At 51.3% G+C, this 13,224-nt stretch carries 10 protein-coding genes; 6 read left to right on the forward strand and 4 right to left on the reverse strand.

Features of this window, described 5'->3' with window-relative positions; translation table 11 throughout:
- Nucleotides 1-10: 10 nt before the first annotated feature.
- From RGV86_RS19590 to RGV86_RS19605, 4 genes are all read right to left on the reverse strand, one after another.
- Nucleotides 11-2,470 (reverse strand): fimbria/pilus outer membrane usher protein, encoded by a 2,460-nt coding sequence (locus RGV86_RS19590; RefSeq protein WP_000381917.1) that lies wholly within the window; start codon nucleotides 2,468-2,470, stop codon nucleotides 11-13.
- A gap of 50 nt (nucleotides 2,471-2,520) precedes the next feature.
- On the reverse strand, nucleotides 2,521-3,087 hold the full coding sequence (locus RGV86_RS19595) for a fimbrial protein (protein WP_000472409.1): 567 nt from the start codon (nucleotides 3,085-3,087) through the stop codon (nucleotides 2,521-2,523).
- A gap of 380 nt (nucleotides 3,088-3,467) precedes the next feature.
- Nucleotides 3,468-4,751 (reverse strand): citrate synthase, encoded by a 1,284-nt coding sequence (gene gltA / locus RGV86_RS19600; protein WP_000785828.1) that lies wholly within the window; start codon nucleotides 4,749-4,751, stop codon nucleotides 3,468-3,470.
- 205 nt (nucleotides 4,752-4,956) lie between these two features.
- The gene (locus RGV86_RS19605) at nucleotides 4,957-5,064 is read right to left on the reverse strand and encodes a hypothetical protein (RefSeq protein WP_122983127.1); all 108 of its coding nucleotides are present in this window, start codon (nucleotides 5,062-5,064) and stop codon (nucleotides 4,957-4,959) included.
- A 380-nt stretch (nucleotides 5,065-5,444) separates the two neighbouring features.
- On the opposite strand from RGV86_RS19605, the gene sdhC reads away from it, so the two are divergent.
- From sdhC to odhB, 6 genes are all read left to right on the forward strand, one after another.
- A complete protein-coding gene (gene sdhC / locus RGV86_RS19610) occupies nucleotides 5,445-5,849 on the forward strand; it encodes a succinate dehydrogenase cytochrome b556 subunit (RefSeq protein WP_000263354.1) in 405 nt (134 codons plus the stop codon).
- Nucleotides 5,843-6,190: a succinate dehydrogenase membrane anchor subunit gene (gene sdhD, locus RGV86_RS19615; protein WP_000254365.1), complete on the forward strand. Its 348-nt coding sequence runs from the start codon at nucleotides 5,843-5,845 to the stop codon at nucleotides 6,188-6,190. The genes sdhC and sdhD overlap by 7 nt, the downstream gene beginning before the upstream one ends.
- Complete coding sequence (sdhA, locus tag RGV86_RS19620) at nucleotides 6,190-7,956, forward strand: succinate dehydrogenase flavoprotein subunit (RefSeq protein ID WP_000775531.1); 1,767 nt, start codon at nucleotides 6,190-6,192, stop codon at nucleotides 7,954-7,956. The genes sdhD and sdhA overlap by 1 nt, the downstream gene beginning before the upstream one ends.
- Nucleotides 7,957-7,971: 15 nt before the next feature.
- Nucleotides 7,972-8,688 (forward strand): succinate dehydrogenase iron-sulfur subunit SdhB, encoded by a 717-nt coding sequence (sdhB, locus tag RGV86_RS19625; protein ID WP_001235258.1) that lies wholly within the window; start codon nucleotides 7,972-7,974, stop codon nucleotides 8,686-8,688.
- Nucleotides 8,689-9,131: 443 nt separating this feature from the next.
- Nucleotides 9,132-11,933, forward strand: a complete 2,802-nt coding sequence (sucA, locus tag RGV86_RS19630; RefSeq protein ID WP_001181468.1) for a 2-oxoglutarate dehydrogenase E1 component — start codon at nucleotides 9,132-9,134, stop codon at nucleotides 11,931-11,933.
- A gap of 14 nt (nucleotides 11,934-11,947) precedes the next feature.
- Nucleotides 11,948-13,165, forward strand: a complete 1,218-nt coding sequence (gene odhB / locus RGV86_RS19635; protein WP_032224967.1) for a 2-oxoglutarate dehydrogenase complex dihydrolipoyllysine-residue succinyltransferase — start codon at nucleotides 11,948-11,950, stop codon at nucleotides 13,163-13,165.
- Nucleotides 13,166-13,224 lie beyond the last annotated feature (59 nt).

The following is a 13,224-nucleotide window of genomic DNA, read 5'->3' on the forward strand; positions in this document are numbered from 1 at the left end:
TTTTCCTTAATTAATGACAAGGTAAAATCAGGCGTTTGGTCGTGTCTTCCAGACGTTCTGGCAGATGAATAATGCAACTTTGTTTATCGCCCCAGAGCACGGTAAATTGCTGGTTTTCAGCTACTCCGCCAAGCCAGGCATGGCCTTCCTCGCTAACCATACCGACACTGATTCCACTGCCATTCTGCTGAATATTGGCACCGAGAGGGGGATAGTGACCGCTGGCGTCGCGAATAATAATGTTAACGTCTTTACCAGAACGGGAAGCCAGCGATTTGTAACCAATAGCGCCTTCAATCCACGTTTCTTTGATGATATTTTCAGCAACCGTTACGCCATCAGGTAAATCATTCATGTTGACTGCCACGGTGGAAGGTTGGTAACTGGAAATTAGCGGCACTACCGCAATACCAAAATGGTTGGTGTAGTCGAGATTACCCTGAACCGGAATATTTGCCACGCCGTCGGTGCTGACCATCAGCCGAGGCTCATTGGTTGAACTGCGGCGATGGAAGGCTGCGCCATATTGAGTGGCGGTAAAGGAACCGCTCCAGCTACTGCTGACAGAGCTGTAATCATTGGCGGCATAAGTGCCAGACAAATCCCATTCGCCGGCTGAACTCAGGTGTTGATAGTTACCACTCACCTGGGCGCCATTGTCAGGACGGTCGGATTGCAGCACGGCAGACATGCCCCAGCTATTACGTTCATCCAGCGTATCGTTCCACGACATGCGGTGCGTGGTGCTGTTACTACTGTTTTGCATGTCATAGCCGACTCGACCACCGTTACCGACAGGTAATGAAATCGACAGGTAAATCTGGTTGTCGCGATCTTTGTCTTCGTAGTGGGTTGTGTTGAATGACGTCGAGATCGATATATCTTTCCAGTCACCGATATCAATATTAAAACCTGCCGTTATGTTGGCGGTCGTGGAGGTATTTGCGTTCCACCAGGTCTGATGTAACAGGTTGGCGTACAGGTTGAGGTTCAGAGGGGTTATCGGTTGGCCTACTGATAAGCTGATCGTCTGTTTTTCGTCTTGTGCATCGTTGTCGTTGTATTTGTGATCCAGATAGTTGGCGTAGCTGTGAAAATGACGATCGGAGAAGCGATAAGCAGCGAGTGAAATCGTACTATTTGTGGCGTCCACTTGTTTGCTGTAATTGAAACGGTAGCTTAAGCCCCGCTCGTCCTGCTGGGTATCAAATTGGCTACTGGCCCAGGTGACATCAAATGACAACGCCCCCAGCCAGAGCATATTTTGCCCGATGCCTATTGCGCCAGAATGGTAGTCATCTCCGGAGAGTAGCAAACCGCCATATAACGAGGTATTCGAGAGCATCCCCCAGGATATTTCATTGCTAAAAAAGGTTTCATTTTCAGTTTGATGAGACATTGAGGTTCGCGGCTGACCAACAGCAAGTTTATAGCGAACCTGACCCTGGCGCGTCAGGAAGGGCGTCGAGGCGGCCGAAACCTGAAAGTTGTTCACACGGCCATCGTCTTCCGTCACTTTGACATCCAGCGTACCCTGGACAGACTGATTGATGTCATCAATGATAAACGGGCCTGGCGGGACTTTTTTCTGATAAATAACTCGCCCCGAATGACTTACGGTGACAGTGGCGTTGGTTTGCGCGATACCGCTGATTTGTGGGGCGTAACCGCGCAATTCCCAGGGCAACATCCGGTCATCGCTGGTCAGTGCCGCACCGGTATAAGAAAAACCGTCGAAAATATTGGAACTAAAATCAGTTTCGCCCAGGGTTAATTTCGAACCTAATTGCGGTAGTGGGCGAAAAAGATAAGTACGTGATATTCCGCCGCTCTGGTCGTGGGCATCGTCGCTTTCGGAGCGGCTCAGCTGGTAATCGCTGCGTAAGCGCCATGCACCCATGTTAATACCGGCAGTACCGTAAGCGTTCAGGTTGGTGTTGCTGCTACTGCCCTGTGGACGGTAGTTGCTGGCAAACAGGTTGTAATCCATCAGGACGCCGGCTACACCTTCTTTCCATGTTGATGGCGGCATCCAGTTTTCTGAGTGCCATGCCAGCCACGCTTGCGGAATGGTGATATTGAGTTGCTGATTGGCTTGATCGAAATTGAAGAGTATTTCTGGATGCGAACTAAAATCAACACACTGATTTATCTGTACTAATGATTGACGGAAGTCTGGTTTTAAACCAAATTTATCCACCAGTGATTCATCGATGCACGGAATGGTTTTATCACCGCTTTTTTGCCAGCTAATTTTTTGCCCGTTACTTATTTGGTTATTATTAACGGTAATGCTAACAAAATATTCACCGGGGGCAATCACCCCTTTGTCTTTTAATAATGAAATATCAATGCTATCACGCATCGATTTGTCGAGGACGCTCAGGTTAAATTCGACCGCCAGCGCGGACGGCATTACCATCGTCAGGCAGGAAATAAAAGAAAGTCGATAAATATTCACGGTGTCCATACCTGATAAATATCTGCAGAAAGGCGGCTACGTCGCCGCCATAATTATTCTTATTTATAATCCAGAACGTAGGTCGCGTTAGCGGTTACGGCACCGGCAGTGACATTGACTGCATTGTCAATTTGTTCCATCCAGGCAAAGAAGTTCAGCGTTTGTTCTGTTGAGCTTGCATCCAGGTCGAGGTCTGGCGCAGCTGTACCCAATACGATGTTTGTGTCATTTTTGTCCATCAGTCTTACGCCGACACCTGTTGCTTCGCCAGCACTGGTATTGCTCAACAGAGGTGTTGCCCCCGTCGTTTTAGCCGAACCGTCGAAGGTTACGGCAACTTTGGATATTGGCGAACCGCTACCATTATCAGAACCTGGCAGGTCACAGTTTATTAAGCGAATGTCGACGGCCACTTTATTGCTGTGATGATCCCGGTTTATATGGGTTGTCGTGACTTGTCCAAGGTCAATATTTTTATCAACATCATCTGGATGAATGTCACAAGGTGCTTCAATAATTTCACCTTTAAAGTGAATTTCACCAGAGCCTTCGTCTGCGGCATAAACAGGAGCAGTGAACAACAGAGATACGGCCAATGCGGCCAATGTTTTTTGTCCTTTAAACATAACAGAATCCTTTAAGGAAATAGAAAAATAGTATAGCTCTACCAGATTATCTGATTTTGCGTGTGGATTGTTTTTAGTTTTGCTTAAAATATATTTAGTTTTATTAAATGCAAATGCAATTGATTGGTGTTGTGAATTAATCAAGACGTAGAAAATAGAAGTGAGTTATGGATATGCATAATATTCAGTGGATTATAAACAGGACGGAGAGAACAATTATTTTTATGAAGATATTGCATTGACTGCTATTTGAACTGGTTGTTTTTTATTTGGCGTCCGGTTTTTGATTTTATTTTTACAATTTTTTATGCTTAAACCAACAAAAAATAACCCGCCATATAAATGGCGGGCTAAATTATTTGCTGCTCAGTAATCACCGATTAACGTTTGATATCGCTTTTAAAGTCACGTTTTTCATAGCCAGTATACAGCTGACGCGGACGGGCAATTTTCATGCCGTCACTGTGCATTTCGCTCCAGTGGGCGATCCAGCCAACGGTACGTGCCATTGCGAAAATGACGGTGAACATGGAAGACGGAATACCCATCGCTTTCAGGATGATACCGGAGTAGAAATCGACGTTCGGGTACAGTTTTTTCTCGATAAAGTACGGGTCGTTCAGCGCGATGTTTTCCAGCTCCATTGCCACTTCCAGCAGGTCATCTTTGGTGCCCAGCTCTTTCAGGACTTCATGGCAGGTTTCACGCATTACGGTGGCGCGCGGGTCGTAATTTTTGTACACGCGGTGACCGAAGCCCATCAGGCGGAAAGAGTCATTCTTATCTTTCGCACGACGAACAAATTCCGGAATGTGTTTAACGGAGCTGATTTCTTCCAGCATTTTTAGCGCAGCTTCGTTAGCACCACCGTGAGCCGGCCCCCACAGCGAAGCAATACCTGCTGCGATACAAGCAAACGGGTTCGCACCCGAAGAACCAGCGGTACGCACGGTGGAAGTCGAGGCGTTCTGTTCGTGGTCAGCGTGCAGGATCAGAATACGATCCATTGCACGTTCCAGAATTGGATTGACTTCATACGGTTCGCACGGGGTGGAGAACATCATGTGCAGGAAGTTTCCGGCGTAGGAAAGGTCATTGCGCGGGTAAACAAATGGCTGACCGATGGAGTATTTGTAACACATCGCTGCCATGGTCGGCATTTTCGACAGCAGACGGAACGCGGCGATTTCACGATGACGCGGATTATTGACGTCAAGTGAATCGTGATAAAACGCTGCCAGCGCGCCGGTGATACCGCACATGACCGCCATCGGATGAGAGTCGCGACGGAAGGCGTGGAACAGACGGGTAATCTGTTCGTGGATCATCGTATGACGGGTAACGGTAGTTTTAAACTCGTCATACTGTTCCTGGGTCGGTTTTTCACCATTCAGCAGAATGTAACAGACTTCCAGGTAGTTAGAATCGGTCGCCAGCTGATCGATCGGGAAACCGCGATGCAGCAAAATACCTTCATCACCATCAATAAAAGTAATTTTAGATTCGCAGGATGCGGTTGAAGTGAAGCCTGGATCAAAGGTGAATACACCTTTTGAACCGAGAGTACGGATATCAATAACATCTTGACCCAGCGTGCCTTTTAGCACATCCAGTTCAACAGCTGTATCCCCGTTGAGGGTGAGTTTTGCTTTTGTATCAGCCATTTAAGGTCTCCTTAGCGCCTTATTGCGTAAGACTGCCGGAACTTAAATTTGCCTTCGCACATCAACCTGGCTTTACCCGTTTGTTATTTGGCTCGCCGCTCTGCGAAAGAGGGGAAGACCTGGGTACAGAGCTCTGGGCGCTTGCAGGTAAAGGATTCATTGATGACGAATAAACGGCGAATCAAGCACTTAGCAATCCGAATTATTAAACCTGTCTATCACTAATAACTGTCCTGGATGGATTGGTCAATACTTCCACACTGTTACATAAGTTAATCTTAGGTGAAATAGTGACCCCATAACTTTTACGCATTATATGCTTTTCCTGATGATGTTTGTAACAACTTTGTTGAATGATTGTCAAATGAGATGGTTAAAAATTAAATAAATGTTGTTATCGTGACTTAGATCACTGTTCTGGATAAAACCCGACAAAGCATATGTAGGTTAATTGTAATGATTTTGTGAACGGCCTATACTGCCGCCAGGTCTCCGGAACACCCTGCAATCCCGAGCCACCCAGCGTTGTAACGTGTCGTTTTCGCATCTGGAAGCAGTGTTTTGCATGACGCGCAGTTATAGAAAGGACGCTGTCTGACCCGCAAGCAGACCGGAGGAAGGAAATCCCGACGTCTCCAGGTAACAGAAAGTTATCCTCTGTACCCGTAGTCCCCAGGGAATAATAAGAACAGCATGTGGGCGTTATTCATGATAAGAAATGTGAAAAAACAAAGACCTGTTAATCTGGACCTACAGACCATCCGGTTCCCCGTCACGGCGATAGCGTCCATTCTCCATCGCGTTTCCGGTGTGATCACCTTCGTTGCAGTGGGCATCCTGCTGTGGCTTCTGGGTACTAGCCTCTCTTCCCCTGAAGGTTTCGAGCAAGCTTCCGCCATTATGGGCAGCTTCTTCGTCAAATTTATCATGTGGGGCATCCTTACCGCTCTGGCGTATCACGTCGTCGTAGGTATTCGCCACATGATGATGGATTTTGGCTATCTGGAAGAAACATTCGAAGCGGGTAAACGCTCCGCCAAAATCTCCTTTGTCATTACTGTCGTGCTTTCAATTCTTGCAGGAGTCCTCGTATGGTAAGCAACGCCTCCGCATTAGGACGCAATGGCGTACATGATTTCATCCTCGTTCGCGCTACTGCTATCGTCCTGACGCTCTACATCATTTATATGGTCGGTTTTTTCGCTACCAGTGGCGAACTGACATATGAAGTCTGGATCGGTTTCTTTGCCTCTGCGTTCACTAAAGTGTTCACCCTGCTGGCGCTGTTTTCCATCTTGATCCATGCCTGGATCGGCATGTGGCAGGTGTTGACCGACTACGTTAAACCGCTGGCTTTGCGCCTGATGCTGCAACTGGTGATTGTCGTTGCACTGGTGGTTTACGTGATTTATGGATTCGTTGTGGTGTGGGGTGTGTGATGAAATTGCCAGTCAGAGAATTTGATGCAGTTGTGATTGGTGCCGGCGGCGCAGGTATGCGCGCGGCGCTGCAAATTTCCCAGAGCGGCCAGACCTGTGCGCTGCTCTCTAAAGTCTTCCCGACCCGTTCCCATACCGTTTCGGCGCAGGGCGGCATTACCGTTGCGCTGGGTAATACCCATGAAGATAACTGGGAATGGCATATGTACGACACCGTAAAAGGGTCGGACTATATCGGTGACCAGGACGCGATTGAATATATGTGTAAAACCGGGCCGGAAGCGATTCTGGAACTGGAACACATGGGACTGCCGTTCTCGCGCCTTGATGATGGTCGTATCTATCAACGTCCGTTTGGCGGTCAGTCGAAAAACTTCGGCGGCGAGCAGGCGGCACGTACAGCGGCAGCGGCTGACCGTACCGGTCACGCACTGTTGCACACCCTTTATCAGCAGAACCTGAAAAACCACACCACCATTTTCTCCGAGTGGTATGCGCTGGATCTGGTGAAAAACCAGGATGGCGCAGTGGTCGGTTGTACCGCACTGTGCATCGAAACTGGTGAAGTGGTTTACTTCAAAGCTCGCGCGACTGTGCTGGCGACCGGCGGGGCTGGGCGTATTTATCAGTCCACCACTAACGCCCACATTAACACCGGCGACGGCGTCGGCATGGCTATCCGTGCAGGCGTACCGGTGCAGGATATGGAAATGTGGCAGTTCCACCCGACGGGTATTGCCGGTGCGGGCGTACTGGTCACCGAGGGTTGCCGTGGTGAAGGCGGTTATCTGCTGAACAAACATGGCGAACGCTTTATGGAGCGTTATGCGCCGAACGCCAAAGACCTGGCGGGGCGTGATGTGGTGGCGCGTTCCATCATGATCGAAATTCGTGAAGGTCGTGGCTGTGATGGCCCGTGGGGACCACACGCAAAACTGAAACTCGACCACCTGGGTAAAGAAGTTCTCGAATCCCGTCTGCCGGGCATTCTTGAACTCTCCCGTACCTTCGCTCACGTCGATCCGGTGAAAGAGCCGATTCCGGTTATCCCAACCTGTCACTACATGATGGGCGGTATTCCGACCAAAGTGACCGGGCAGGCGCTGACGGTGAACGAGAAGGGCGAAGATGTGGTGATCCCTGGCCTGTTCGCGGTGGGTGAAATTGCTTGCGTATCGGTACACGGCGCTAACCGTCTGGGCGGTAACTCGCTGCTGGACCTGGTGGTCTTTGGTCGCGCAGCAGGTCTGCATCTGCAAGAGTCTATCGCCGAGCAGGGCGCACTGCGCGATGCCAGCGAGTCTGATGTCGAAGCTTCTCTGGAGCGCCTGAACCGCTGGAACAACAACCGTAACGGTGAAGATCCGGTGGCGATTCGTAAAGCACTGCAAGAATGTATGCAGCATAACTTCTCGGTCTTCCGTGAAGGTGATGCGATGGCGAAAGGGCTTGAGCAGTTGAAAGTGATCCGCGAGCGTCTGAAAAATGCCCGCCTGGATGACACCTCCAGCGAGTTCAACACCCAGCGCGTTGAATGCCTGGAACTGGATAACCTGATGGAAACGGCGTATGCAACGGCTGTTTCTGCCAACTTCCGTACCGAAAGCCGTGGCGCGCATAGCCGCTTCGACTTCCCGGAGCGTGATGATGAAAACTGGCTGTGTCACTCCCTGTATCTGCCAGAGTCGGAATCCATGACGCGACGTAGCGTCAACATGGAACCGAAACTGCGCCCGGCATTCCCGCCGAAGATTCGTACTTACTAATGCGGAGACAGGAAAATGAGACTCGAGTTTTCAATTTATCGCTATAACCCGGATGTTGATGATGCTCCGCGTATGCAGGATTACACCCTGGAAGCGGAAGAAGGTCGCGACATGATGCTGCTGGATGCGCTTATCCAGCTGAAAGAGAAAGATCCCAGCCTGTCGTTCCGTCGCTCCTGCCGTGAAGGTGTGTGTGGTTCCGACGGTCTGAACATGAACGGCAAGAATGGTCTGGCCTGTATTACCCCGATTTCGGCACTCAACCAGCCGGGCAAGAAGATTGTAATTCGTCCGTTGCCAGGTTTACCGGTGATCCGCGATTTGGTGGTAGACATGGGACAATTCTATGCGCAATATGAGAAAATTAAGCCTTACTTGTTGAATAATGGACAAAATCTACCAGCTCGTGAGCATTTACAAATGCCCGAGCAACGTGAAAAACTCGACGGGCTGTATGAATGTATTCTCTGCGCATGTTGTTCAACCTCTTGTCCGTCTTTCTGGTGGAATCCCGATAAGTTTATCGGTCCTGCAGGCTTGTTAGCGGCGTATCGTTTCCTGATTGATAGCCGTGATACCGAGACTGACAGCCGCCTCGACGGTTTGAGCGATGCATTCAGTGTATTCCGCTGTCACAGCATCATGAACTGCGTCAGTGTATGTCCGAAGGGGCTGAACCCGACGCGCGCCATCGGCCATATCAAGTCGATGTTGTTGCAACGTAATGCGTAATGTCCTGGCCTGATGGCCAAGGCAAAAATGTGCACGAACGGTTCCCTCGCCCCTTTGGGGAGAGGGTTAGGGGGAGGGGAAAAGGTCAGCGCCGGTGCGGACAATGACCCTCACCCCGACCCTCTCCCTGGAAGGGCGAGGGGGAAAATCGAGCCTGCGTTAACAATTAAGCAGGTTTGTTAGGAACCGTAGGCCTGATAAGACGCGCAAGCGTCGCATCAGGCAACCAGCGCCGGATGCGGCGTGAATGCCTTATCCGGTCTACAAAAGAAATGCAGGAAATCTTTAAAAACTGCCCCTGACACTAAGACAGTTTTTAAAGGTTCCTTAGCGGACGCAGAAAATACGACAAGTCCGCAACAAGTGAACCCCGGCACGCACATCACTGTGCGTGGTAGTATCCACGGCGAAGTAAGCATAAAAAAGATGCTTAAGGGATCACGATGCAGAACAGCGCTTTGAAAGCCTGGTTGGACTCTTCTTACCTCTCTGGCGCAAACCAGAGCTGGATAGAACAGCTCTATGAAGACTTCTTAACCGATCCTGACTCGGTTGACGCTAACTGGCGTTCGACGTTCCAGCAGTTACCTGGTACGGGAGTCAAACCGGATCAATTCCACTCTCAAACGCGTGAATATTTCCGCCGCCTGGCGAAAGACGCTTCACGTTACTCTTCAACGATCTCCGACCCTGACACCAATGTGAAGCAGGTTAAAGTCCTGCAGCTCATTAACGCATACCGCTTCCGTGGTCACCAACATGCGAATCTCGATCCGCTGGGACTGTGGCAGCAAGATAAGGTGGCCGATCTGGATCCGTCTTTCCACGATCTGACCGAAGCAGACTTCCAGGAGACCTTCAACGTCGGTTCATTTGCCAGCGGCAAAGAGACCATGAAACTCGGCGAGCTGCTGGAAGCCCTGAAGCAAACCTACTGCGGCCCGATTGGCGCCGAGTATATGCACATTACCAGCACCGAAGAAAAACGCTGGATCCAACAGCGTATCGAGTCTGGTCGCGCGACGTTCAATAGCGAAGAGAAAAAACGCTTCTTAAGCGAACTGACCGCCGCTGAAGGCCTTGAACGTTACCTTGGCGCAAAATTCCCTGGCGCAAAACGCTTCTCGCTGGAAGGCGGCGACGCGTTAATCCCGATGCTTAAAGAGATGATCCGCCACGCTGGCAACAGCGGCACCCGTGAAGTGGTTCTCGGGATGGCGCACCGTGGTCGTCTGAACGTGCTGGTGAACGTGCTGGGTAAAAAACCGCAAGACTTGTTCGACGAGTTTGCCGGTAAACATAAAGAACACCTCGGCACAGGTGACGTGAAATACCACATGGGCTTCTCGTCTGACTTCCAGACCGATGGCGGCCTGGTGCACCTGGCGCTGGCGTTTAACCCGTCTCACCTTGAGATTGTTAGCCCGGTAGTTATCGGTTCTGTTCGTGCCCGTCTGGACAGACTTGATGAGCCGAGCAGCAACAAAGTGCTGCCAATCACCATCCACGGTGACGCCGCAGTGACCGGGCAGGGCGTGGTTCAGGAAACCCTGAACATGTCGAAGGCGCGTGGTTATGAAGTTGGCGGTACGGTACGTATCGTTATCAACAACCAGGTTGGCTTCACCACCTCTAACCCGCTGGATGCCCGTTCTACGCCGTACTGTACGGATATCGGCAAGATGGTTCAGGCACCGATTTTCCACGTTAACGCGGACGATCCGGAAGCCGTTGCCTTTGTGACCCGTCTGGCGCTTGATTTCCGTAACACCTTTAAACGTGATGTCTTCATCGACCTGGTGTGCTACCGCCGTCACGGCCACAACGAAGCCGACGAGCCGAGTGCAACTCAGCCGCTGATGTATCAGAAAATCAAAAAACATCCAACGCCGCGCAAAATCTACGCTGACAAGCTGGAGCAGGAAAAAGTGGCAACGCTGGAAGATGCCACCGAAATGGTTAACCTGTACCGCGATGCGCTGGATGCGGGTGATTGCGTGGTGGCAGAGTGGCGTCCGATGAACATGCACTCCTTCACCTGGTCGCCGTACCTCAACCACGAATGGGACGAAGAGTACCCGAACAAAGTTGAGATGAAGCGCCTGCAGGAGTTGGCTAAACGCATCAGTACGGTGCCAGAAGCCATTGAAATGCAGTCTCGTGTTGCCAAGATTTATGGCGACCGTCAGGCAATGGCGGCTGGTGAAAAACTGTTCGACTGGGGCGGCGCGGAAAACCTCGCTTACGCCACACTGGTTGATGAAGGCATTCCGGTTCGCCTGTCGGGTGAAGACTCTGGTCGCGGTACGTTCTTCCACCGCCACGCGGTTATCCACAACCAGTCCAACGGTTCCACTTACACGCCGCTGCAACATATTCATAACGGCCAGGGCGCGTTCCGCGTCTGGGACTCCGTACTGTCTGAAGAAGCCGTGCTGGCGTTTGAATATGGTTATGCCACCGCAGAACCACGCACTCTGACCATCTGGGAAGCGCAGTTCGGTGACTTCGCCAACGGTGCACAGGTGGTTATCGACCAGTTCATCTCCTCTGGCGAACAGAAATGGGGTCGGATGTGTGGCCTGGTGATGCTACTGCCGCACGGTTACGAAGGGCAGGGGCCGGAGCACTCCTCCGCGCGTCTGGAACGTTATCTGCAACTTTGCGCTGAGCAAAACATGCAGGTGTGCGTACCGTCTACCCCGGCACAGGTTTACCACATGCTGCGTCGTCAGGCGCTGCGCGGGATGCGTCGTCCGCTGGTCGTGATGTCGCCGAAATCCCTGCTGCGTCATCCGCTGGCGGTCTCCAGCCTCGAAGAACTGGCGAACGGCACCTTCCTGCCAGCCATCGGTGAAATCGACGAGCTTGATCCGAAGGGCGTGAAGCGCGTGGTGATGTGTTCTGGTAAGGTTTATTACGACCTGTTGGAACAACGCCGTAAGAATAATCAACACGATGTCGCCATTGTGCGTATCGAGCAACTCTACCCGTTCCCGCATAAAGCGATGCAGGAAGTGTTGCAGCAGTTTGCTCACGTCAAGGATTTTGTCTGGTGCCAGGAAGAGCCGCTCAACCAGGGCGCATGGTACTGCAGCCAGCATCATTTCCGCGAAGTGATTCCGTTTGGGGCTTCTCTGCGTTATGCAGGCCGCCCGGCCTCCGCCTCTCCGGCGGTAGGGTATATGTCCGTTCACCAGAAACAGCAACAAGATCTGGTTAATGACGCGCTGAACGTCGAATAAATAAAGGATACATAATGAGTAGCGTAGATATTCTGGTCCCTGACCTGCCTGAATCCGTAGCCGATGCCACCGTCGCAACCTGGCATAAAAAACCCGGCGACGCAGTCGTACGTGATGAAGTGCTGGTAGAAATCGAAACTGACAAAGTGGTACTGGAAGTACCGGCATCAGCAGACGGCATTCTGGATGCGGTTCTGGAAGATGAAGGTACAACCGTAACGTCTCGTCAGATCCTTGGTCGCCTGCGTGAAGGCAACAGCGCCGGTAAAGAAACCAGTGCCAAATCTGAAGAGAAAGCGTCCACTCCGGCGCAACGCCAGCAGGCGTCTCTGGAAGAGCAAAACAACGATGCGTTAAGCCCGGCGATCCGTCGTCTGCTGGCTGAACACAACCTCGACGCCAGCGCCATTAAAGGCACTGGTGTCGGTGGTCGTCTGACCCGTGAAGATGTGGAAAAACATCTGGCGAAAGCCCCGGCGAAAGAGTCTGCACCGGCAGTTGCTGCTCCGGCGGCGCAACCGGCACTGGCTGCACGTAGCGAAAAACGTGTACCAATGACTCGCCTGCGTAAGCGTGTGGCAGAGCGTCTGCTGGAAGCGAAAAACTCCACCGCCATGCTGACCACGTTCAACGAAGTCAACATGAAGCCGATTATGGATCTGCGTAAGCAGTACGGTGAAGCGTTTGAAAAACGCCACGGCATCCGTCTGGGCTTTATGTCTTTCTACGTGAAAGCGGTGGTTGAAGCCCTGAAACGTTACCCGGAAGTGAATGCGTCTATCGATGGCGATGATGTGGTTTACCACAACTATTTCGACGTCAGCATGGCGGTTTCTACACCGCGCGGTCTGGTGACGCCGGTTCTGCGTGATGTCGATACCCTCGGCATGGCAGATATCGAGAAGAAAATCAAAGAGCTGGCTGTTAAAGGCCGTGACGGTAAGCTGACGGTTGAAGATCTGACCGGTGGTAACTTCACCATCACCAACGGTGGTGTGTTCGGTTCCCTGATGTCTACGCCTATCATCAACCCGCCGCAGAGCGCAATTCTGGGTATGCACGCTATCAAAGATCGTCCGATGGCCGTGAATGGTCAGGTTGAGATCCTGCCGATGATGTACCTGGCGCTGTCCTACGATCACCGTCTGATCGATGGTCGCGAATCCGTAGGCTTCCTGGTAACCATCAAAGAGTTGCTGGAAGATCCGACGCGTCTGCTGCTGGACGTGTAGTAGTTTAAGCCTCACCTGCACTGTAGACCGGATAAGGGATCGCCCTCTTCGGCAATGGA

Source organism: Escherichia ruysiae (assembly GCF_031323975.1).
Classification (GTDB): domain Bacteria; phylum Pseudomonadota; class Gammaproteobacteria; order Enterobacterales; family Enterobacteriaceae; genus Escherichia; species Escherichia ruysiae.